Here is a 22279-nt window from a genome sequence, read left to right on the forward strand (position 1 = left end):
AGATTACGCAATTAAATCCCAAAATCAAAAACAATTTCCATTTTTAATTTAAATATCAATTAACTTATTGATAACAATAAAATTAAAAATAAATTACAACATGAAGCAGATTTCGAAAACAAAAAAGGCACCCGAAGGTGCCAGAGGCAAAATGCTGAAACGCTTTAGGATCGTGTTATGTAGAAGATTAATCCAGCGTCGGATTCATATGGCGTAGATCGTATGGCGTGATCTGGTAAACGTAATAGTTGAGCCAGTTGATAAACAGTAAATTACCATGACTTCGCCAGCTGGCTCGTGGTTTGTTCTGCGGATCGTTTTGTGGGAAATAATTGTGCGGGACCTGTGGATCGAGGCCAGCTTCAACATCGCGGAAAAACTCGCTGGCGAGGGTATTCGCATCATACTCTGGATGGCCGGTCACGAAGGCAATACGCTTATCTTTACTGGCAAACAGGTAGGCATCTCCCTCTTCCGTCTCCGCCAGAATCTCTAAATCCGTGTAGTCGCGAATCAATACAGCCGGAAAGTCGGCATAGCGTGAATGTGGGGCAAGGAAAGAGTCGTCAAAACCACGGGTTAATAAGGCATGTGGTTGCAGGATATGGTGTTCGTATACCCCTGAAATCTTTTCGGAACGAGTCTGTTTTGGGATGCCGTAGAGAATATTGAGGGCGGCCTGTACCGCCCAACAGACAAAAAGCGTCGAGGTAACGTGATCTTTGGCCCATTCAAGGACCTGTTTAATCTGTGGCCAGTAGGCGACATCATTGAACTCAACCAGCCCCAACGGGGCACCGGTAACAATTAGCCCATCGAAGTTTTGATCGCAGATCTCCTCGAAATTACAGTAAAAGTTATTCAGATGCTCCATCGGCGTGTTACGTGATTCCCTGGCATCAATGCGCAGCAGTTGAATATCAAGCTGTAACGGTGAGTTCGATAGCAGGCGTAGGAACTGGTTCTCGGTTTCGATTTTCTTCGGCATCAGGTTGAGGATGAGCACCTTCAGCGGGCGAATTTCCTGAGTTGTCGCGCGAGTTGTCGTCATCACAAAGACGTTTTCATCACGCAAGAAACTGACGGCCGGTAGCTCGTCCTGCACCCGAATTGGCATAACTTGATTACCTCATAGCATACGTATAAACGTTTAGACATCCAGACAGCTGAAGATACCCAGAAATCAGGAGAATGTCGAGCCTGCATGTTCAGGGTGAGAAAGTTTCACGGAGATATTTGAGTTAGAATATAAGAACGAATAAAAGGAGAACATATGGTTATTAACATCCGCCGTTCACGGCATGACGAAGGGGAAAAACTCATTGCGATCTGGTGTCGTTCGGTCGATGCAACGCACAATTTCCTGTCGAAGGAGTATAGGGTAGAGCTGGAAGAGTTAGTGAGATCATTTTTGCCCGAAGCACCACTGTGGGTAGCGGTGACGGAGAAAGATGAGCCTATCGCCTTTATGCTTCTTACTGGTGAACATATGGACGCGTTGTTCGTCGATCCCGATGTCCGCGGCTGTGGCGTGGGGAAATTACTGATCAACCATGCGCTGACGCTATCATCGAAACTGACGACCAACGTCAACGAGCAGAATGAACAGGCGGTTGGATTTTATAAGAAGATGGGCTTCAAGGTGACGGGGCGTTCAGAGACGGACGATCTGGGAAAACCGTATCCGTTGCTCAATTTGGTGCACGAGTAATCTACAAGGCCGGATGAGGCAAAGCTGATATCCGGTTTTTTTAAATACCATAAAAACGCAAAAAGCCCATCCGTCAGGATGGGCTCTTCACTTAATTGATGCCTGGCAGTTCCCTACTCTCACATGGGGAGACCCCACACTACCATCGGCGCTACGGCGTTTCACTTCTGAGTTCGGCATGGGGTCAGGTGGGACCACCGCGCTGTCGCCGCCAGGCAAATTCTGTTTAATCTGTATCAAGCTGAATCTCTCTCAAATCCGCCAAAACATCTTCGGCGTTGTAAGGTTAAGCCTCACGGTTCATTAGTACCGGTTAGCTCAACGTATCGCTACGCTTACACACCCGGCCTATCAACGTCGTCGTCTTCAACGTTCCTTCAGGACTCTCAAGGAGTCAGGGAGAACTCATCTCGGGGCAAGTTTCGTGCTTAGATGCTTTCAGCACTTATCTCTTCCGCATTTAGCTACCGGGCAATGCCATTGGCATGACAACCCGAACACCAGTGATGCGTCCACTCCGGTCCTCTCGTACTAGGAGCAGCCCCCCTCAATTCTCCAGCGCCCACGGCAGATAGGGACCGAACTGTCTCACGACGTTCTAAACCCAGCTCGCGTACCACTTTAAATGGCGAACAGCCATACCCTTGGGACCTACTTCAGCCCCAGGATGTGATGAGCCGACATCGAGGTGCCAAACACCGCCGTCGATATGAACTCTTGGGCGGTATCAGCCTGTTATCCCCGGAGTACCTTTTATCCGTTGAGCGATGGCCCTTCCATTCAGAACCACCGGATCACTATGACCTGCTTTCGCACCTGCTCGCGCCGTCACGCTCGCAGTCAAGCTAGCTTATGCCATTGCACTAACCTCCTGATGTCCGACCAGGATTAGCTAACCTTCGTGCTCCTCCGTTACTCTTTAGGAGGAGACCGCCCCAGTCAAACTACCCACCAGACACTGTCCGCAACCCGGATTACGGGTCCACGTTAGAACACCAGCCATTAAAGGGTGGTATTTCAAGGATGGCTCCATGCAGACTGGCGTCCACACTTCAAAGCCTCCCACCTATCCTACACATCAAGGACCAGTGTTCAGTGTCAAGCTATAGTAAAGGTTCACGGGGTCTTTCCGTCTTGCCGCGGGTACACTGCATCTTCACAGCGAGTTCAATTTCACTGAGTCTCGGGTGGAGACAGCCTGGCCATCATTACGCCATTCGTGCAGGTCGGAACTTACCCGACAAGGAATTTCGCTACCTTAGGACCGTTATAGTTACGGCCGCCGTTTACCGGGGCTTCGATCAAGAGCTTCTCCTTACGGATAACCCCATCAATTAACCTTCCGGCACCGGGCAGGCGTCACACCGTATACGTCCACTTTCGTGTTTGCACAGTGCTGTGTTTTTAATAAACAGTTGCAGCCAGCTGGTATCTTCGACTGATTTCAGCTCCGTGAGCAAGTCACTTCACCTACCATCAGCGTGCCTTCTCCCGAAGTTACGGCACCATTTTGCCTAGTTCCTTCACCCGAGTTCTCTCAAGCGCCTTGGTATTCTCTACCTGACCACCTGTGTCGGTTTGGGGTACGATTTGATGTTACCTGATGCTTAGAGGCTTTTCCTGGAAGCAGGGCATTTGTTACTTCAGCACCGTAGTGCCTCGTCATCACACCTCAGCGTTGAATGACGTTCCGGATTTACCTGGAACATCCGCCTACATGCTTAAACCGGGACAACCGTCGCCCGGCTAACATAGCCTTCTCCGTCCCCCCTTCGCAGTAACACCGAGTACAGGAATATTAACCTGTTTCCCATCGACTACGCCTTTCGGCCTCGCCTTAGGGGTCGACTCACCCTGCCCCGATTAACGTTGGACAGGAACCCTTGGTCTTCCGGCGAGCGGGCTTTTCACCCGCTTTATCGTTACTTATGTCAGCATTCGCACTTCTGATACCTCCAGCAACCCTCACAGGCCACCTTCAACGGCTTACAGAACGCTCCCCTACCCAACAACGCATAAGCGTCGCTGCCGCAGCTTCGGTGCATGGTTTAGCCCCGTTACATCTTCCGCGCAGGCCGACTCGACCAGTGAGCTATTACGCTTTCTTTAAATGATGGCTGCTTCTAAGCCAACATCCTGGCTGTCTGTGCCTTCCCACATCGTTTCCCACTTAACCATGACTTTGGGACCTTAGCTGGCGGTCTGGGTTGTTTCCCTCTTCACGACGGACGTTAGCACCCGCCGTGTGTCTCCCGTGATAACATTCTTCGGTATTCGTAGTTTGCATCGGGTTGGTAAGTCGGGATGACCCCCTAGCCGAAACAGTGCTCTACCCCCGAAGATGAGTTCACGAGGCGCTACCTAAATAGCTTTCGGGGAGAACCAGCTATCTCCCGGTTTGATTGGCCTTTCACCCCCAGCCACAAGTCATCCGCTAATTTTTCAACATTAGTCGGTTCGGTCCTCCAGTTAGTGTTACCCAACCTTCAACCTGCCCATGGCTAGATCACCGGGTTTCGGGTCTATACCCTGCAACTTAACGCCCAGTTAAGACTCGGTTTCCCTGCGGCTCCCCTATACGGTTAACCTTGCTACAGAATATAAGTCGCTGACCCATTATACAAAAGGTACGCAGTCACCCAACAAGTGGGCTCCTACTGCTTGTACGTACACGGTTTCAGGTTCTGTTTCACTCCCCTCGCCGGGGTTCTTTTCGCCTTTCCCTCACGGTACTGGTTCACTATCGGTCAGTCAGGAGTATTTAGCCTTGGAGGATGGTCCCCCCATATTCAGACAGGATACCACGTGTCCCGCCCTACTCTTCGAGTTCACAGCCTGTGTGTTTTTGTGTACGGGAGTATCACCCTGTACCCTGCGACTTTCCAGACGCTTCCACTAACACACAAACTGATTCAGACTCTGGGCTCCTCCCCGTTCGCTCGCCGCTACTGGGGGAATCTCGGTTGATTTCTTTTCCTCGGGGTACTTAGATGTTTCAGTTCCCCCGGTTCGCTTCGTTAAGCTATGTATTCACTTAACGATAGTGTGACGGATCACACTGGGTTTCCCCATTCGGAAATCGTCGGTTATAACGGTTCATATCACCTTACCGACGCTTATCGCAGATTAGCACGTCCTTCATCGCCTCTGACTGCCAGGGCATCCACCGTGTACGCTTAGTCGCTTAACCTCACAACCCGAAGATGTTTCGTAAAATACTTCATGATTGCAAAAATTTGAGAGACTCGAACACACCGTCATGCTGTTCTTATTACGGAGAACAGACGCAGCGTGTCGTTTCAATTTTCAGCTTGATCCAGATTTTTAAAGAGCAAAACTTCTTAATACACTCGAAAGTACATTAAGAAGTTCATCATTCATCAGACAATCTGTGTGAGCACTACAAAGGCAGGTTCTTTAAGGTAAGGAGGTGATCCAACCGCAGGTTCCCCTACGGTTACCTTGTTACGACTTCACCCCAGTCATGAATCACAAAGTGGTAAGCGCCCTCCCGAAGGTTAAGCTACCTACTTCTTTTGCAACCCACTCCCATGGTGTGACGGGCGGTGTGTACAAGGCCCGGGAACGTATTCACCGTGGCATTCTGATCCACGATTACTAGCGATTCCGACTTCACGGAGTCGAGTTGCAGACTCCGATCCGGACTACGACATACTTTATGAGGTCCGCTTGCTCTCGCGAGGTCGCTTCTCTTTGTATATGCCATTGTAGCACGTGTGTAGCCCTACTCGTAAGGGCCATGATGACTTGACGTCATCCCCACCTTCCTCCAGTTTATCACTGGCAGTCTCCTTTGAGTTCCCGGCCGGACCGCTGGCAACAAAGGATAAGGGTTGCGCTCGTTGCGGGACTTAACCCAACATTTCACAACACGAGCTGACGACAGCCATGCAGCACCTGTCTCAGAGTTCCCGAAGGCACCAAAGCATCTCTGCTAAGTTCTCTGGATGTCAAGAGTAGGTAAGGTTCTTCGCGTTGCATCGAATTAAACCACATGCTCCACCGCTTGTGCGGGCCCCCGTCAATTCATTTGAGTTTTAACCTTGCGGCCGTACTCCCCAGGCGGTCGACTTAACGCGTTAGCTCCGGAAGCCACTCCTCAAGGGAACAACCTCCAAGTCGACATCGTTTACAGCGTGGACTACCAGGGTATCTAATCCTGTTTGCTCCCCACGCTTTCGCACCTGAGCGTCAGTCTTTGTCCAGGGGGCCGCCTTCGCCACCGGTATTCCTCCAGATCTCTACGCATTTCACCGCTACACCTGGAATTCTACCCCCCTCTACAAGACTCTAGCCTGCCAGTTTCGAATGCAGTTCCCAGGTTGAGCCCGGGGATTTCACATCCGACTTGACAGACCGCCTGCGTGCGCTTTACGCCCAGTAATTCCGATTAACGCTTGCACCCTCCGTATTACCGCGGCTGCTGGCACGGAGTTAGCCGGTGCTTCTTCTGCGAGTAACGTCAATCACTGCGGTTATTAACCACAATGCCTTCCTCCTCGCTGAAAGTACTTTACAACCCGAAGGCCTTCTTCATACACGCGGCATGGCTGCATCAGGCTTGCGCCCATTGTGCAATATTCCCCACTGCTGCCTCCCGTAGGAGTCTGGACCGTGTCTCAGTTCCAGTGTGGCTGGTCATCCTCTCAGACCAGCTAGGGATCGTCGCCTAGGTGAGCCATTACCCCACCTACTAGCTAATCCCATCTGGGCACATCTGATGGCAAGAGGCCCGAAGGTCCCCCTCTTTGGTCTTGCGACGTTATGCGGTATTAGCTACCGTTTCCAGTAGTTATCCCCCTCCATCAGGCAGTTTCCCAGACATTACTCACCCGTCCGCCGCTCGTCACCCAGGGAGCAAGCTCCCCTGTGCTACCGCTCGACTTGCATGTGTTAGGCCTGCCGCCAGCGTTCAATCTGAGCCATGATCAAACTCTTCAATTTAAGTTTGATGCTCGTGAATTAAACTTCGTAATGAATTACGTATGTTCACTCAGAGACTTTGGTATTCATTTAGCGTCTTGCGACGTTTAGAATCCATGTCACTTTGAGTGCCCACACAGATTGTCTGATAAATTGTTAAAGAGCAGTGCAACGCGGCTTTCGCTCACCGTTGCGAGGTGGCGTATATTACGCTTTCCTCTTTCAGAGTCAACCTCTTATTTTCAGGTTTTTCTCTTCAACCGACCCGGCTGTTTGTGTGAAGTGATTCACATCTGCCGTGTCGATGGAGGCGCATTATAGGGAGTTCCCGAGCATCCGCAATAGTTAAATTGCAGAAAAATGACTGACTGCTGCAATCCCCAGCAGAAGCCCACTTTATACCCTGTTGCACACAGAATTATCCACAGACAACTGGCGATATCCTTCTACAACGGTCCTCCCCCTTCTCTATATAAGCAGCAATTCAGGGCAAAAAAGAGAAAGATAAAAATTCGCGAGCGTTGCGCAAACGTTTTCGTTACAATGCCGCGCTATAACAAGGACGCCCGGTTGGGTGCGTTAGGTGAGTTTTTAGACAAAAACTCACCTAACGCTCTCTGTAATATTCAAATCCTGGGGATTTAATACCATGCAACAACGTCGTCCAGTCCGCCGCGCACTGCTCAGTGTTTCTGACAAGGCCGGTATCGTCGAATTCGCGCAGGCACTTTCCGCTCGTGGTGTAGAGCTACTGTCTACAGGTGGTACTGCACGCCTGCTGGCTGAGAAAGGTCTGCCGGTAACCGAAGTCTCTGACTACACCGGTTTCCCGGAAATGATGGATGGACGCGTGAAGACCCTGCATCCGAAAGTACACGGCGGCATTCTCGGTCGTCGTGGTCAGGATGATGGCATTATGGAACAGCACGGTATCGCACCCATCGATATGGTTGTCGTTAACCTTTATCCGTTCGCCGAGACCGTTGCCCGTGAAGGCTGTTCGCTGGAAGATGCGGTAGAGAATATTGATATCGGCGGCCCGACCATGGTTCGTTCAGCGGCAAAGAACCATAAAGATGTGGCCATCGTGGTGAAGAGCAACGACTACGAAGCTATTATTAATGAGATGGATGCCAACGAAGGCTCCCTCACTCTGGAAACCCGCTTCGACCTCGCCATCAAAGCTTTCGAACATACCGCGGCCTACGACAGCATGATTGCCAACTACTTCGGCAGCATGGTTCCGGCCTATTATGGTGAAAGCAAAGAAGCTGCGGGTCGCTTCCCGCGTACTCTTAACCTGAACTTCATTAAGAAGCAGGATATGCGCTACGGCGAAAACAGCCACCAGCAAGCTGCCTTCTATATAGAAGAGAATGTTAAAGAGGCTTCCGTTGCCACTGCGACCCAGGTCCAGGGCAAAGCGCTCTCTTATAACAACATCGCCGATACCGATGCCGCGCTGGAGTGCGTGAAAGAGTTCAACGAACCGGCCTGCGTTATCGTTAAGCATGCTAACCCATGCGGTGTGGCCGTCAGCACCTCTATTCTCGACGCTTACGACCGCGCCTATAAAACCGACCCGACTTCTGCGTTTGGCGGCATCATCGCTTTCAACCGCGAACTGGATGCCGAAACGGCACAAGCCATTATCTCCCGCCAGTTTGTGGAAGTGATCATTGCACCGTCTGCAACAGAAGAAGCGCTGAAAATCACTGCCGCCAAACAGAACGTACGCGTCCTGACCTGTGGTCAGTGGGCAAACCGCGTTGCCGGTCTGGACTTCAAGCGTGTGAACGGCGGCCTGCTGGTTCAGGATCGTGACCTGGGTATGGTTACCGAAGGCGAACTGCGCGTGGTTTCCAGGCGTCAGCCTACCGAACAGGAACTGCGCGATGCGCTGTTCTGCTGGAAAGTGGCGAAGTTCGTCAAATCTAACGCCATTGTCTACGCCAAAGAGAATATGACCATCGGGATAGGCGCAGGCCAGATGAGCCGCGTTTACTCCGCGAAGATCGCCGGGATTAAAGCCGCCGACGAAGGGCTGGAAGTCAAAGGTTCCGCCATGGCGTCCGACGCGTTCTTCCCGTTCCGCGATGGTATTGATGCCGCTGCCGCCGTTGGCGTGAGCTGCGTTATCCAGCCTGGCGGTTCTATTCGCGACGAAGAGGTGATTGCCGCTGCCGACGAACACGGCATTGCGATGATCTTCACCGACATGCGCCACTTCCGCCATTAATCCACGGAGCAGACGATGAAAGTATTAGTTATTGGCAACGGCGGGCGCGAGCACGCCCTGGCCTGGAAAGCGGTACAGTCACCAAATGTCGATACCGTTTTTGTCGCACCAGGTAACGCGGGCACCGCACTGGAGCCTGCGCTGCAAAACGTGGCTATCAGTGTTACCGATATCCCGGCACTGCTGGCCTTTGCCCAGAGCGAGAAGATTGACCTGACTATCGTCGGCCCGGAAGCACCGCTGGTGATTGGCGTGGTCGACGCCTTCCGCGCCGCCGGTCTGAAAATCTTTGGCCCCACCGAAGGTGCCGCGCAGCTTGAAGGCTCAAAGGCCTTCACCAAAGATTTCCTCGCCCGTCATAACATTCCGACGGCGGAATATCAGAACTTCACCGAAATCGAACCGGCGCTGGCTTACCTGCGCGAGAAAGGTGCCCCCATTGTCATCAAAGCCGACGGTCTGGCTGCCGGTAAAGGCGTTATCGTGGCAATGACGCTTGAAGAAGCCGAAGCCGCCGTGCATGACATGCTGGCAGGCAACGCTTTTGGCGACGCGGGTCATCGTATCGTGATCGAAGAGTTCCTCGACGGTGAAGAGGCGAGCTTTATCGTGATGGTCGATGGCGAGCACGTGCTGCCGATGGCCACCAGCCAGGACCACAAACGTGTAGGCAATGGCGACACCGGCCCGAACACCGGTGGGATGGGCGCCTACTCACCGGCACCCGTCGTGACCGATGAAGTTCACCAGCGCACTATGGAACGTATTATTTGGCCAACCGTCAAAGGCATGGCAGCGGAAGGAAACACCTACACCGGCTTCCTGTACGCAGGCCTGATGATCGATAAACAGGGCAACCCGAAGGTTATCGAATTCAACTGTCGCTTCGGCGATCCGGAAACTCAGCCGATCATGCTACGCATGAAATCGGATCTGGTGGATCTGTGTCTGGCCGCTTGTGAAGGCAAGCTGGACGAACAAACCTCCGAATGGGATGAACGCGCCGCGTTAGGCGTGGTAATTGCCGCCGGAGGTTATCCGGCTGACTACCGTACCGGGGACGTTATCCACGGCCTGCCGCTGGCAGAAACCGCAAACGGTAAAGTATTCCATGCAGGGACTAAGCTCGCGGATGACGACCGTGTGTTGACCAGCGGCGGTCGCGTACTATGCGCCACCGCATTGGGTCATACCGTTGCCGAAGCGCAGAAACGCGCTTACGCCCTGATGACCGATATTCGCTGGGACGACAGCTTTAGCCGTAACGACATCGGCTGGCGCGCTATCGAACGCGAGCAAAACTAGCGGCTAAGCTTAGCCAGCAGCGTTTTGCGCGTAATGCCTAACTGGCGGGCGGCTTCAGTTTTGTTGCCGCCCGTTTTTTCAAGCGCCGCCAGAATCACCTCTTTTTCTACTTCCACCAGCGGTTGAATCACATCATCGGATAGTGACAACGCCGGAAGTGGCGTACCGGCAATCGACAACGGTAGCTCGCGTTCGGAAATATACTCTCCCGTCAGCAGAACCACCGCCCGCTCTACCGCGTTTTCCAGCTCACGAATATTGCCAGGCCAGTCGTAGTGGATCAGCAAATCCATCGCCTGCGGCGTAAAACCCTGCACCGCCTTGCGGTTCCGCTCGGCATAACGTTGCAGGAAATAGCGCGCCAGCTGTGGGATATCTTCTCGACGCTGACGCAACGGCGGCATGTCGATAGTCACCACGTTCAGGCGATAGTAGAGATCCTGACGAAAGCGACCGGCACTCACCTCTTCGGCTAAATCGCGATGGGTGGCGGCAATCAGTCTGACATCAACCTTAATCGTCTGATTACTCCCAACGCGTTGAACTTCTCGTTCCTGGATCGCTCGTAACAATCGCACCTGCATCAGCGGTGAGATATCACCAATCTCATCGAGGAATAATGTGCCGCCATCGGCTTGCTCAAAACGCCCTTCCCGCCGTTTATCGGCCCCGGTAAACGCCCCCTTCTCATGACCGAACAGCTCCGACTCCAGCAGCGATTCATTGAGCGCCGCACAGTTCAGCGTCACCAGCGGTTGATTATTACGCCTGCTACTGGCGTGGAGCGCACGGGCAACCAGCTCTTTGCCGGTACCTGACTCACCGCAGATCAACACTGTCGCGTCAGATGGCGCCACCAGGGCGATATTGCTGAGTAGCGTCTGCATCGCCGGGCTATCACCCACCATGCCAAATTGTGCTGCTGGGCCTGGTTCCATGCCGCTATCGGACTGGCGCGTATGTGCCAACGCCTGGGCAAGCGTCTCCTGCAGTTTGTCAAAATCCAGCGGTTTGATGAGATAATCCAGCGCCCCGGACTTGATAGCTTCAACCGCCGTTCCTACGCTGGAGAAAGCGGTCATGATGAGTACCGGAATTGCCGGGTTGTATGCCTTAATTTCCTTGAGCGTTTCGATACCGTCCATCTCCGCCATACGGATATCGCACAGCACCAGGTCAAATACTTTTTGCTTCACTAGCTCCAGAGCCAACAGCCCGTTGTGGGCCAATGCGACGTTATAGCCCCAGCCCCGCAGTAAGGCCTGGAGGATCGTGCAATGGCTGACATCGTCATCAACAACCAGAATGTCTACCTTCTCATCCGTCATCCTTGTTCATCCTTTTGTTGCGCGCTCACCGGCAGATAAAGCGTAAAAACGGCGCCTTTTCCCGGCGTACTGTCGGCGTGGATCGTTCCGCCATGTTGTTCAACAATATTCTGCACTACCGCCAGCCCCAGTCCGGTGCCATCTGCTTTGGTCGTAAAATAGGGGGTGAAGATGGCCTGTCTTTGCTCTGCTGTCATCCCTTTTCCACTATCGGTCACGACGATTTTCACTCTTTGACCATCGCATTCACCGACTTCCACGCGAATCGTCCCATGATATCCAATGGCCTGCATCGCGTTGAGATACAGGTTCAGTAATACCTGCTTAAGCCTGTCAGGGTCGGCCTGAATCCGGCGTAGCGAAGGCTGAGCGTTAAAGTTCAGCTCGATAGCGCGGCTCTGCGCATCCTGACCAATCAGTTGCAGCGAGTGGGTAATAACCTCATTCAAATCAACCCATTGATATTTTAAATGTGCCGGACGCACCAGTTCCAGAAGTTCGCTGACCACCCGGTTTAAACGATCGGCTTCTTTTGCCATCACCTGGGCCAACTGATGCGCTTCGCCGTCGGGCGGGGTACGTTCAGCAAAATACTTTGCCAGCCCTTTAATGGATGATAACGGGTTACGAATTTCATGCGCGACGCCCGCAGCCAAATGCCCGATCGCCACCAGTTTCTCTTTACGCGCCATCGCTTCCTGTAGTTGCTTACGCGAGCGCTGATAGCGTCGGAACCAAAATTGAGCCAGCACGGTTGCCACCATCACCACGCCTGCCGCGCACAGCATAACGATCATATTCCGCAGACCACGGGCGTTGTCAGCATCCAGTTCCCGGGCATCAAAGGCGATAAAAATGACCTGCGGCACCTGAGCACGCAGGTCGGCAGATTCGCGGCGCATCATCATGCGCATATGGTGAGCGCCCCCACCGTTAAGCGGGCGAAACTGGCGATAGATTTCCAGTGCCGGCTCCGGTTTTTCAAGCCGCCGCCAGCGTTCCTCGCTGCCAATGTTCAACTCGCGCATCGCATCGGCAGGATACAGCGTCCCACCAACCTGCTGCGGATCGCTATGAGCAATAATTTTGCCATTCTCATCCGTCACCGCAAACCACAGTACGCCAGGCTGCCAGGCCATCTCCTCAAGCAATGCCTGAAGCTGGGCGTGATGCATACGCATTCCCATACCGACGCGAGTTCCGGACTCAAGGGCGCGAATCAGTACGCTGCCTTTTTCCTGAATGGTCTGGCGCGCGGCGTCGTTCTCACGACCATTGTCGCGCACGATAAGTACGGAAAACAGGCACACCAGCAGTAAGATGAGGCCAGTCAATAGCCAGCTCAGCCCAACGGCGACAGAATCCTTCGACAACCGCATCACGTTCATTGCAACTCCCTTTTATCAGGCTCTACGGTTCCCAGCAGAAATCATGCCATTTTTCCGGCCCGGCAAACGGGCTCTCAGGCATAAACCCGCAAGACGGCGGGTAAAAATGACCCGCATCGATCTTTGCCGCGAGTCATTTTTACTCGCTGTCATCTGCTGATGCGATAGAAAACCTTATATCCTGCGGAGTTTTCATCCTGGCACGGAAGATGCAAATACGGAATAAACCATAAACCATAAACCAGGAGAATAAACCATGAAACGGAACCACAAATTCACTCTGACACTCATCGCCCTTGCCGCCTTAACCTTTGGTAGCAGCTCTGCATGGGCAGGACACCACTGGAATAACGGTAACGGAATGGGTCCGCAGGGTTATAGCCAACTGACGACTGAACAGCAGGCCACTGCCCAGAAGCTGCATAGCGATTTCTATGAGCAAACCCGCGCTCTACGCCAGCAGCTCACATCAAAACGCTACGAATACAATGCGTTGTTAACTGCGGATAAACCGGACAGTACAAAAATTGAATCTGTTGCCCAGGAGATGGAAGCTCTCGGTCAGAAGCTGGCCCAGCAGCGGGTTAAGTTTGATGTCGCTTTAGCCCAGGCGGGTATTCCTCGCGGCGAGGGAATGGGGCGTGGAGGCTGTGGGGGTGGTGGCCGCGGTCATATGGGCATGAACCACTGGTAAAATTTAGAAGTTTTTCTCAGTCGGCTGCCAGGTACAGAAGTCTTCGTTTGCCACCAGCAGCAACTGGGAACCTTCCGGCGCTTCCAGCCACGCCACGCTCACCTCAATGGATGAGTGATTCTGGCGACGTTCAATATGGGCTAGCGCTCGCGCATCAAGGTCAGGCTTCACGGTCTGACCTTCGCAGGTCGTTACCGTCTGGTTGGCATGCCAGCGTCCCTGACGCAGCATCACGCGCCCCTGACGTAAAGCATCGCTGGTCTGGCGTATTTGCTCTGCGCGGTAACGATACAGCGCAACCTGATCGCTGGAAAGCTGCTGCTTCTGCCCGTCGACTTCACGCTGCATAAAGCTTAGCTCGCCCTGCGCATCAAAGCGGGCGCGAATATGTTCCGGGGGTTTGCCGTAAACATTCAGTTCGATTAGCGCAAGCTGATCGTCCTGCCAACGGTACTCGCTGGTCGAGGTATTCCCGTTACGCCACGGGCTAAAGGCGGCAAGAAGGCGAACCTCGCCATCTGAATCTTTACGCCAGATACGCATCGCTCCCTGGTTATCCGCATACCCGCTGGCGGTAAACGGTGGGAGAGAAGAATCGTGGCTGCAGGCAGTAAGCAGCAATACGCCCGCCAGCGCCAACGGACGACGCCAGGTAGACAAAAGGGGCTTAAAAGCCCCTTCGATAAAACTGTAAACTGCCACGCGGTCTTACTTAACTGCGTCTTTCAGTGCTTTGCCTGAAACAAATGCCGGTACGTTAGCTGCGGCGATTTTGATTTCATTACCGGTCTGCGGGTTGCGGCCAGTACGCTCAGCGCGGTGGTTCACTTTGAAGGTACCGAAACCAACCAGTTGAACAGCATCACCTTCTTTCAGAGACTCAGTAATTGCAGCCAGGGTAGATTCCAGGGCAGCTTTCGCCTGTGCTTTGGACAGGTCAGCTTTGTCCGCAATTACATCAATCAGTTGAGTCTTGTTCATAAGTTATCCTTACAATGTGTTTATCGCTTGCTAAGCATCGAGTGCGACGGAAATGCCAAAAAAGCACCCACCTGCATACACGCACCGATAGCCACTTTTTTTCGCCCCCCAAATGTAGACCAGACGGGGGGCGGAATGGAAGCCTTCAGACGCTACAATTCAGGCGGTAAATCACGTTTTCTTGTCTCACTGCTGAAAATTTATACCAATATTGCTCTCGCCGGCCTCGCGGAGGTCTGCACGAAGCCCTTTGATCAGTTCAATGTCTCGTTCTTCACAGTCGGCCAAAAGACGGAAAATCTCCCACTGAATATCCCATTCTTGCTCAACAGCTGGGTTTTCTTTGAGCTCTTCGTCGGTCATTTCGCGACCAGCCTGGGTCATTTCCAGCATCGCAACGGTGGTGATGGAACTCTTGCTCACTTCGATCGCATGTTCAAGCGTTTCCCCGCTCAGCCGCGAGTGAACCAATTCACTTAATGCGACGCAGGCGTCAATGGCCGGATAAACACCGTACAGATCGTAATCATCAGCGGCCGGAATCGCCTCTTCCAGCTTTTCTAGCTGACTATCAAAATTCACTTTCGCATCTTTAACCGTCAGCGTTTCCCAGATCAGGTCAAGGATACGACGATACAGCTGGCCATCAGCGAACTCAGTTTGCTTGCAGAACATGGCGTAGTTGGGGTACATCCGCTCGCACAGACAGGCCATAAAAGTGACGTGCTGCCAGCTCTCCAGCTTCTCCAGACGCAGGTGAATCGGGTTTTGTAACATGATGAATTCTCGAAGTCAGAAATTAGCCGCAGTGTACCTGAATCAGCCGTGATTTGCTTGCCAACGCACAAACGCCGGTCGGCGGGACGCCACCGCATCAGCCCAGCGCGTCGGCTCCGGCAGACGGTAGCCTTTCAGGCAACGTTCTACCCACATCAGCGCGCTATCAAGGCCAACGCGATGTCCGGTGCTGACGAACAGCGGGTTGCAGCGCGCTTTACTGCGCAGGACCCATGCCAACTGCTCACCTTTATCCTGCAATGGAGCCAGCGCACCGGGCTCATCGCCGAGCAGTTCAAACTTACCGCATAGCCGCTTTTTCGCCACACCGATCGTCGGGACATCCACCAGCAGCCCAAAATGGCTGGCGACGCCGAGGCGGCGCGGATGAGAAATACCGTGCCCGTCGACGAATAAAAGATCCGGTTTTTGTGAAAGTTGCTCCCACGCCGCCAGCAGCGCAGGCGTTTCGCGAAAGGAGAGGAAACCGGGAATGTAGGGCATCGCGGTGGCAACGCGCGCCACCTGATATTCCACCAGCTCCAGCGACGGATAGCTCAGCAGCACCATCGCCGCCCGGGTGACTTCGCCCTCTTGCTCAAATCCAACATCCGCCCCGCCGATCAGCATCGGCGGATCCTGGTCCAGACGATCGACTCGCTCCACCGATTCCGCCAGGCTCAGCTGTTGGGCGCGTAGCGATGCCAAATCCATAATCACTCCTTAACGGTGGTATTGCGCCGACAAACGGTGCACCGCCTCCACAAACACACCCGCGTGTTCCGGGTCGACGTCCTGGTGAATCCCGTGGCCGAGGTTGAAGACATGACCCTCACCCTGACCGAATCCGGCGAGAATGGTCGCCACTTCTTCCTCGATACGCGCCGCAGGAGCATAAAGCATTGAAGGGTCCATATTGCCCTGCAGAGCGACTTTATGGCCCACGCGACGGCGCGCATCGGCGATATCGGTAGTCCAGTCGAGGCCCAGCGCATCGCAACCGGTTTCCGCCATCGCTTCCAGCCACTGCCCACCGCCTTTGGTAAACAGGGTTACCGGTACGCGACGGCCTTCGTTCTCACGCAGCAGACCATCGACGATTTTATGCATGTAGTAGAGCGAGAACTGCTGATAATCACGACCGGTCAGCGCGCCGCCCCAGGTGTCAAAAATCATCACCGACTGAGCGCCCGCTTTGATTTGCGCGTTCAGATACAGCGTGACGCTTTTCGCCAGCTTATCCAGCAGGGCATGCAGCGCCTGCGGCTCGGCATACATCATCTTCTTGATCACCGTAAACGCTTTGCTGCTGCCGCCTTCAACCATATAGGTCGCCAGCGTCCACGGGCTACCGGAGAAACCAATCAGCGGCACTTCACCTTTGAGCTCGCGGCGGATTGTACGCACCGCGTTCATCACATAGCCGAGCTCCCCTTCCGGGTCAGGGATCGGTAGTATATCGACATCCGCTTTACAGGTGATGGGCGAGGTAAAACGCGGGCCTTCACCGGCTTCGAAATAAAGCCCCAGCCCCATGGCGTCCGGGATAGTCAGAATGTCCGAGAAGAGGATTGCCGCATCCAGCTTATAGCGACGCAGCGGCTGCAGCGTCACTTCGCAAGCCAGCTCAGCATTTTTACACAGCGACATAAAGTCGCCCGCTTCGGCGCGAGTGGCTTTATATTCCGGTAAATAGCGGCCCGCCTGGCGCATCATCCACACCGGGGTGACATCAACCGGCTGACGTAGCAGCGCGCGCAGGTAACGATCGTTCTTCAATTCGGTCATTTTTACATTCCTTTAGCGTTGATGCGCCAAGTGTAACATGTCACTCATACTCTGCCCGACACATCGCCAAGGTATCTTCTATCAGGCGGCGGGCAACCGTGCCCGGCGGCGGCAGGAGCGGCAGATCGTCATAGCGATACCATCCCGCTTCCAGCAACTCTTTCTTATCGATAACAATCTCGCCGCTGTCGTATTCCGCCATAAACGCAGTCATTAGCGATTGCGGGAACGGCCACGGCTGGGAGGTCACGTAGCGCAGGTTTTTCACCTTAATGCCGCTCTCTTCCATGACCTCACGGGCAACCGTCTGCTCCAGTGTTTCACCGACTTCGACAAACCCGGCCAGCACCGTATGCACGCCGTTGCGATGGCGCGTGTGCTGCGCCAGCAAAATAGAATCATCCCGTCGAATAGCAACGATGATGCACGGCGCGATTTGCGGGTAATAACGCTCACGGCAGTGGCTGCAGAGCATCGCCCATTCAGTTTTGCTGGGGTGCATCGGATGCCCGCAATAACCGCAGAATTTATGCGAGCGATAGAACTCCGCCAGTTGGATCCCGCGTCCTGCCAGTTGAAAAAGGCCAGCATCCTGATCGAGTACCTGACGCAACGATCCCATCTCATGTCGACGCTCCTGACGAACCAGCCACACCGGTTCGCCCTGCCATTCCCCTATGCGCAGCGCGGGTTGCCCCGCAAGATTAAAATTTACCGCTTCGCCATATGGTAATTCCCCGTCGGGTAACCATAATTTCTGTTCGTGGCTGACTATCCACCAACCGCGATCTAATTTTTCAATAATACGATCCATATCTATTGCACTACCTTCATTTTACTGGCACTTTTAACATTAAATTTACATTTTGGTGAGCAACGTATTTCTCTTTAAAACTTGCGGAGTCAACCATGTTAAACCAGCTGGAAAACCTGACGGAACGTGTTGGAGGCAGCAATAAACTGGTCGATCGCTGGCTACAAGTACGTAAGCATTTACTCGTGGCTTACTACAACCTGGTTGGCCTGAAACCTGGCAAGGAATCATTTATGCGGCTTAATGAGAAGGCGCTGGATGATTTTTGTCAAAGTCTGGTGGACTATCTCTCCTCCGGTCATTTTAGTATTTATGAACGCTTTATCGCCGAATTGGAAGGTGATACGCCACTTTTAACCGCCACTAAGCTTTATCCACAGCTGCAAGCCAACACTCAGCAGATCATGGATGACTACGACTCTTGCCTCGAAAACGCCATCGATCACGATAACTACCTTGAGTTTCAACAGGCGTTATCGGATATCGGCGAAGCGCTGGAAGTACGCTTTGCGCTGGAGGATAAACTCATCGCCCTCGCCATCGCCCACAGCCGAAAGGACCCCGTCAGCGACAATATCGCGCCGACGGCTTGAGTTGTCCGCTATTAACGAGTAGTTTACATACATTCCCCCTCTCAGAGAGGGGATGTCATCTTGTCGGAGTGCCCATTTTCCACAGTGGAAAAGGCTGAGACCGTTAATTCGGGATCCGCGGAACCTGATCAGGCTAATACCTGCGAAGGGAACAAGAGTAAACTGCATTTAGCGTCAGCCCATCTGGGCCCGATCGCATCTGTTACTCCATCCGTCGTCTGACAAGCCATATCCTGTTCACCTGGAATGAGCTATGTCTACAACAAAAATGACCCGTCGAGAGCAACGCGAACATGCGCAGCGCTTTATCGACACGCTGGAAGGCACCGCATTTCCCAATTCGCAACGTATCTATATCCGCGGCTCACGTGAAGATCTTCGCGTCCCGATGCGCGAAATTCAGCTGAGCCCGACGCTCATCGGCGGTGCTAAAGATAATCCCCGCTATGAAGCTAACGAAGCCATTCCTGTCTATGACACGTCCGGCCCTTATGGCGACCCGGAGATAGTAATCAATGTCCAACAAGGTCTGGCAAAACTACGCCAGCCGTGGATTGAAGCGCGTGGCGACTGCGAAGAACTCTGCGATCGCAGCTCGGCATATACCAAACAGCGCCTGTCAGATGATGGCCTCGACGAACTGCGCTTTACCGGCCTGCTAACACCAAAACGCGCTATCTCCGGGAAATGCGTGACTCAGTTGCACTATGCCCGCCAGGGCGTTGTCACCCCAGAGATGGAGTTCATCGCCATCCGTGAAAACATGGGCCGCGAGCGCATTCGTGGCGAAGTGTTGAGACACCAGCATCCCGGAGTTGGGTTTGGCGCACGACTGCCGGAGAACATCACCCCGGAATTCGTACGCGATGAAGTCGCTGCCGGGCGCGCGATTATCCCCGCCAATATCAATCACCCTGAGTCAGAACCGATGATAATCGGCCGCAACTTCCTCGTGAAGGTCAATGCCAATATCGGCAACTCGGCGGTCACTTCATCTATCGAAGAAGAGGTCGAGAAGCTGGTGTGGTCCACTCGCTGGGGCGCGGATACGGTGATGGACCTGTCGACCGGTCGCTATATTCACGAAACCCGCGAGTGGATCCTGCGTAACAGTCCGGTACCAATCGGTACCGTGCCGATCTACCAGGCGCTGGAGAAAGTTAACGGGATCGCCGAAGATCTCTCCTGGGAAGCCTTCCGCGACACGTTGCTGGAGCAGGCTGAACAAGGCGTCGACTACTTCACTATCCATGCGGGCGTGCTGCTACGCTACGTGCCGATGACCGCCAGGCGGCTGACCGGCATTGTTTCACGCGGCGGTTCTATTATGGCGAAGTGGTGCCTCTCCCATCATCAGGAGAACTTCCTTTATCAGCATTTCCGCGAAATCTGTGAAATCTGCGCTGCCTATGATGTTTCCCTATCGCTGGGCGATGGTCTGCGTCCGGGTTCCATTCAGGATGCTAACGACGAAGCGCAGTTTGCCGAGCTGCACACGCTGGGCGAACTGACCAAAATCGCCTGGGAGTACGATGTACAGGTGATGATTGAAGGCCCAGGCCACGTGCCGATGCAGATGATTCAGCGCAATATGACCGAGGAGCTGGAACACTGCCACGAAGCACCTTTCTACACCTTAGGGCCGCTCACCACCGATATCGCACCGGGCTATGACCACTTCACCTCGGGCATTGGCGCCGCAATGATTGGCTGGTTCGGCTGCGCGATGCTCTGCTACGTGACGCCAAAAGAGCACCTCGGCCTACCGAACAAAGAAGACGTTAAGCAAGGGCTGATTACCTACAAAATCGCCGCCCATGCCGCTGACCTTGCCAAAGGCCATCCCGGAGCGCAGATCCGCGATAACGCGATGTCAAAAGCACGCTTCGAATTCCGCTGGGAAGACCAGTTTAACCTGGCGCTCGACCCGTTCACCGCTCGCGCTTACCACGACGAGACTCTGCCGCAGGAGTCCGGCAAAGTGGCTCACTTCTGCTCCATGTGCGGCCCCAAATTCTGCTCAATGAAAATCAGCCAGGAAGTGCGCGATTATGCAGCCCGCCAGGATATCGAAGTTGGCATGAGCGATATGTCGAATAGCTTCCGCGCCCGCGGCGGCGAAATCTATCTGAAAAAGGAGGAAGCCTGATGTATCAACCTGATTTCCCATCCGTCCCTTTCCGCTTAGGACTCTACCCGGTCGTCGATAGCGTAGAGTGGATTGAACGTTTATTGACTGCGGGCGTTCGTACCATTCAGCTGCGCATCAAAGATAAACGCGATAGCGAAGTTGAAGACGATGTGATCGCCGCCATCGCCCTGGGGCGCAAGCACAATGCCCGGCTGTTTATTAATGACTACTGGCACCTGGCCATTAAACATCAGGCTTACGGCGTACATTTAGGCCAGGAGGATCTCGAAACCACCGATCTCAGCGCAATCCGCAACGCCGGGCTGCGCCTTGGCGTCTCTACTCACGACGATATGGAAATGGATATCGCGCTGGCGGCTCGTCCCTCCTACATCGCTCTCGGCCACGTTTTCCCGACGCAAACCAAGCAGATGCCTTCCGCCCCTCAGGGACTGGAACAGCTCGCTCAGCATATCCAACGTCTTGGGGATTATCCGACGGTTGCCATCGGTGGTATTAGCCTTGAGCGCGCTCCGGCGGTACTGGCATCCGGCGTTGGCAGTATTGCGGTAGTCAGCGCCATCACGCAGGCGGCTGACTGGCGACAGGCAACGGCACAGCTGCTCGAGATAGCGGGAGTTGGCGATGAATGACAGCGATTTTATGCGCTATAGCCGCCAGCTGCTGCTGGAGGATATCGCCATTGAGGGTCAACAAAAGCTGCTGGCCAGCCGGGTATTGATTATTGGCCTCGGCGGACTGGGCTCGCCCGCTGCGCTGTATCTCGCAGGCGCAGGCGTCGGCACGCTGGTGCTGGCCGATGACGATGACGTGCATGTCAGCAATCTACAGCGGCAAATTCTGTTCACCAGCGATGATATTGCGCAGCCAAAAACCACCGCCGCCCGAGAACGGCTGGCGCGCCTCAACCCACAGATTGAACTGATTACGCTACAGCAGCGATTAAGCGGTCAGGCGCTACAGGACGAAGTGGCAAAGGCCGATGTAGTACTGGATTGCACCGATAACATGGCGACTCGTCAGGAAATTAACGCCACCAGCGTCGCGCTTGAAACACCGCTAATTACCGCCAGCGCCGTCGGGCTCGGAGGCCAGTTGATGGTGCTGACGCCGCCCTGGGAACAGGGGTGCTATCGCTGCTTATGGCCGGACGCTGCCGAACCGGAACGCAACTGTCGCACGGCGGGCATTATCGGCCCGGTGGTCGGCATGATGGGTACCTTACAGGCGCTGGAGGCAATCAAACTGCTCAGCGGCATGGCGGCCCCGCGCAATAGCTTGCGTCTGTTCGATGCCCGGACCAGCAACTGGCGCACTCTTGCACTTCAACGGGCTCAGGGCTGCCCGGTATGTGGAGGGAAGCATGCAAGTGTGGTTTAACGATGAGCCGTTACAGTGCGCCGAAGCGACATCCGTTGCGGATCTGCTCGCTCAACTGGAACAGCAGCAACCGGGCGTCGCGCTGGCGCTCAATCAACACATCCTGCCGCGCGAGCGCTGGGAAGATCAACTTTTGCAGGAAGGCGACCAGATCCTGCTTTTTCAGGTTATCGCTGGAGGCTGAC

18 protein-coding genes, 3 rRNA genes and 1 riboswitch are annotated in these 22279 nt (G+C 54.0%); of the genes, 9 read left to right on the forward strand and 12 right to left on the reverse strand.

The annotated features are described in order from the left end of the window. Positions 1–187: 187 nt before the first annotated feature. Entirely contained in the window at positions 188–1117 is a 930-nt protein-coding gene (metA, locus tag AC07P6_RS28660) for a homoserine O-succinyltransferase MetA (RefSeq protein ID WP_434660707.1), read from the reverse strand. Positions 1118–1273: 156 nt separating this feature from the next. Between metA and AC07P6_RS28665 the strand changes: the two genes are divergently transcribed. Next, positions 1274–1711, forward strand: coding sequence for an acetyltransferase (locus AC07P6_RS28665; RefSeq protein ID WP_182235608.1), 438 nt, complete (start codon positions 1274–1276; stop codon positions 1709–1711). A gap of 100 nt (positions 1712–1811) precedes the next feature. Here the strand turns inward: AC07P6_RS28665 and rrf are convergent. The 3 genes from rrf to AC07P6_RS28680 form a co-directional block, all read right to left on the reverse strand. Then, positions 1812–1927: ribosomal RNA gene (rrf, locus tag AC07P6_RS28670) — 5S ribosomal RNA — on the reverse strand. Positions 1928–1993: 66 nt separating this feature from the next. Continuing rightward, a 23S ribosomal RNA gene (locus AC07P6_RS28675) occupies positions 1994–4901 on the reverse strand. Between the two features lie 233 nt (positions 4902–5134). Beyond that, positions 5135–6676, reverse strand: a 16S ribosomal RNA gene (locus AC07P6_RS28680). Together the 16S, 23S and 5S rRNA genes form the textbook arrangement of a ribosomal RNA operon. 628 nt (positions 6677–7304) lie before the next feature. Here AC07P6_RS28680 and purH point away from each other — a divergent pair. Together purH and purD are read left to right on the forward strand one after the other, a co-directional pair. Continuing rightward, positions 7305–8894 carry a bifunctional phosphoribosylaminoimidazolecarboxamide formyltransferase/IMP cyclohydrolase gene (gene purH, locus AC07P6_RS28685; RefSeq protein WP_434660709.1) on the forward strand — a complete coding sequence of 530 codons (1590 nt, stop codon included), beginning with the start codon at positions 7305–7307 and terminating at the stop codon, positions 8892–8894. Positions 8895–8909: 15 nt separating this feature from the next. Further along, positions 8910–10199, forward strand: coding sequence for a phosphoribosylamine--glycine ligase (purD, locus tag AC07P6_RS28690; protein WP_478315224.1), 1290 nt, complete (start codon positions 8910–8912; stop codon positions 10197–10199). On the opposite strand, the gene zraR is transcribed toward purD, so the two are convergent. Beyond that, complete coding sequence (gene zraR, locus AC07P6_RS28695) at positions 10196–11527, reverse strand: sigma-54-dependent response regulator transcription factor ZraR (protein ID WP_304255062.1); 1332 nt, start codon at positions 11525–11527, stop codon at positions 10196–10198. The two genes, purD and zraR, sit on opposite strands and share 4 nt — an antisense overlap. Continuing rightward, positions 11524–12915, reverse strand: a complete 1392-nt coding sequence (gene zraS / locus AC07P6_RS28700; RefSeq protein ID WP_478315225.1) for a two-component system sensor histidine kinase ZraS — start codon at positions 12913–12915, stop codon at positions 11524–11526. The genes zraR and zraS overlap by 4 nt, the downstream gene beginning before the upstream one ends. Positions 12916–13171: 256 nt before the next feature. Here zraS and zraP point away from each other — a divergent pair, with 256 nt between their 5' ends. Next, on the forward strand, positions 13172–13609 hold the full coding sequence (gene zraP / locus AC07P6_RS28705; protein ID WP_182235603.1) for a zinc resistance sensor/chaperone ZraP: 438 nt from the start codon (positions 13172–13174) through the stop codon (positions 13607–13609). Positions 13610–13612: 3 nt separating this feature from the next. Here zraP and AC07P6_RS28710 read toward each other — a convergent pair whose 3' ends face one another. From AC07P6_RS28710 to nudC, 6 genes are all read right to left on the reverse strand, one after another. Continuing rightward, positions 13613–14311 (reverse strand): DUF1481 domain-containing protein, encoded by a 699-nt coding sequence (locus AC07P6_RS28710; RefSeq protein ID WP_478315226.1) that lies wholly within the window; start codon positions 14309–14311, stop codon positions 13613–13615. Between the two features lie 6 nt (positions 14312–14317). Then, on the reverse strand, positions 14318–14590 hold the full coding sequence (hupA, locus tag AC07P6_RS28715) for a nucleoid-associated protein HU-alpha (RefSeq protein ID WP_004097675.1): 273 nt from the start codon (positions 14588–14590) through the stop codon (positions 14318–14320). A 186-nt stretch (positions 14591–14776) separates the two neighbouring features. Beyond that, positions 14777–15367, reverse strand: coding sequence for a YjaG family protein (locus tag AC07P6_RS28720; protein ID WP_182235602.1), 591 nt, complete (start codon positions 15365–15367; stop codon positions 14777–14779). Between the two features lie 42 nt (positions 15368–15409). Continuing rightward, a complete protein-coding gene (gene nfi, locus AC07P6_RS28725; RefSeq protein ID WP_182235601.1) occupies positions 15410–16081 on the reverse strand; it encodes a deoxyribonuclease V in 672 nt (223 codons plus the stop codon). A gap of 9 nt (positions 16082–16090) precedes the next feature. After that, positions 16091–17155 carry a uroporphyrinogen decarboxylase gene (hemE, locus tag AC07P6_RS28730; RefSeq protein WP_478315227.1) on the reverse strand — a complete coding sequence of 355 codons (1065 nt, stop codon included), beginning with the start codon at positions 17153–17155 and terminating at the stop codon, positions 16091–16093. A 40-nt stretch (positions 17156–17195) separates the two neighbouring features. Next, positions 17196–17969: an NAD(+) diphosphatase gene (nudC, locus tag AC07P6_RS28735; RefSeq protein ID WP_478315228.1), complete on the reverse strand. Its 774-nt coding sequence runs from the start codon at positions 17967–17969 to the stop codon at positions 17196–17198. Between the two features lie 95 nt (positions 17970–18064). On the opposite strand from nudC, the gene rsd reads away from it, so the two are divergent. From rsd to thiS, 5 genes are all read left to right on the forward strand, one after another. Further along, positions 18065–18562 carry a sigma D regulator gene (rsd, locus tag AC07P6_RS28740; protein WP_181484074.1) on the forward strand — a complete coding sequence of 166 codons (498 nt, stop codon included), beginning with the start codon at positions 18065–18067 and terminating at the stop codon, positions 18560–18562. Positions 18563–18616: 54 nt separating this feature from the next. Continuing rightward, positions 18617–18730: riboswitch (TPP riboswitch) on the forward strand. An 85-nt stretch (positions 18731–18815) separates the two neighbouring features. Further along, complete coding sequence (gene thiC / locus AC07P6_RS28745) at positions 18816–20711, forward strand: phosphomethylpyrimidine synthase ThiC (RefSeq protein WP_478315229.1); 1896 nt, start codon at positions 18816–18818, stop codon at positions 20709–20711. Next, complete coding sequence (gene thiE / locus AC07P6_RS28750; protein ID WP_478315230.1) at positions 20711–21346, forward strand: thiamine phosphate synthase; 636 nt, start codon at positions 20711–20713, stop codon at positions 21344–21346. The genes thiC and thiE overlap by 1 nt, the downstream gene beginning before the upstream one ends. Then, a complete protein-coding gene (locus AC07P6_RS28755; RefSeq protein WP_478315231.1) occupies positions 21339–22094 on the forward strand; it encodes a HesA/MoeB/ThiF family protein in 756 nt (251 codons plus the stop codon). Before thiE ends, AC07P6_RS28755 begins: the two co-directional genes overlap by 8 nt. Then, the gene (thiS, locus tag AC07P6_RS28760; RefSeq protein ID WP_181484078.1) at positions 22078–22278 is read left to right on the forward strand and encodes a sulfur carrier protein ThiS; all 201 of its coding nucleotides are present in this window, start codon (positions 22078–22080) and stop codon (positions 22276–22278) included. Before AC07P6_RS28755 ends, thiS begins: the two co-directional genes overlap by 17 nt. Position 22279 lies beyond the last annotated feature (1 nt).

Source organism: Klebsiella sp. GFKo11 (assembly GCF_056490265.1).

Bases quoted from the DNA above. Each gene is read 5' to 3' on its own strand.
- metA (WP_434660707.1), bottom strand. From the start codon at position 1,117: ATGCCAATTCGGGTGCAGGACGAGCTACCGGCCGTCAGTTTCTTGCGT.
- AC07P6_RS28665 (WP_182235608.1), top strand. From the start codon at position 1,274: ATGGTTATTAACATCCGCCGTTCACGGCATGACGAAGGGGAAAAACTC.
- purH (WP_434660709.1), top strand. From the start codon at position 7,305: ATGCAACAACGTCGTCCAGTCCGCCGCGCACTGCTCAGTGTTTCTGAC.
- purD (WP_478315224.1), top strand. From the start codon at position 8,910: ATGAAAGTATTAGTTATTGGCAACGGCGGGCGCGAGCACGCCCTGGCC.
- zraR (WP_304255062.1), bottom strand. From the start codon at position 11,527: ATGACGGATGAGAAGGTAGACATTCTGGTTGTTGATGACGATGTCAGC.
- zraS (WP_478315225.1), bottom strand. From the start codon at position 12,915: ATGAACGTGATGCGGTTGTCGAAGGATTCTGTCGCCGTTGGGCTGAGC.
- zraP (WP_182235603.1), top strand. From the start codon at position 13,172: ATGAAACGGAACCACAAATTCACTCTGACACTCATCGCCCTTGCCGCC.
- hupA (WP_004097675.1), bottom strand. From the start codon at position 14,590: ATGAACAAGACTCAACTGATTGATGTAATTGCGGACAAAGCTGACCTG.
- AC07P6_RS28720 (WP_182235602.1), bottom strand. From the start codon at position 15,367: ATGTTACAAAACCCGATTCACCTGCGTCTGGAGAAGCTGGAGAGCTGG.
- nfi (WP_182235601.1), bottom strand. From the start codon at position 16,081: ATGGATTTGGCATCGCTACGCGCCCAACAGCTGAGCCTGGCGGAATCG.
- hemE (WP_478315227.1), bottom strand. From the start codon at position 17,155: ATGACCGAATTGAAGAACGATCGTTACCTGCGCGCGCTGCTACGTCAG.
- nudC (WP_478315228.1), bottom strand. From the start codon at position 17,969: ATGGATCGTATTATTGAAAAATTAGATCGCGGTTGGTGGATAGTCAGC.
- rsd (WP_181484074.1), top strand. From the start codon at position 18,065: ATGTTAAACCAGCTGGAAAACCTGACGGAACGTGTTGGAGGCAGCAAT.
- thiC (WP_478315229.1), top strand. From the start codon at position 18,816: ATGTCTACAACAAAAATGACCCGTCGAGAGCAACGCGAACATGCGCAG.
- thiE (WP_478315230.1), top strand. From the start codon at position 20,711: ATGTATCAACCTGATTTCCCATCCGTCCCTTTCCGCTTAGGACTCTAC.
- AC07P6_RS28755 (WP_478315231.1), top strand. From the start codon at position 21,339: ATGAATGACAGCGATTTTATGCGCTATAGCCGCCAGCTGCTGCTGGAG.
- thiS (WP_181484078.1), top strand. From the start codon at position 22,078: ATGCAAGTGTGGTTTAACGATGAGCCGTTACAGTGCGCCGAAGCGACA.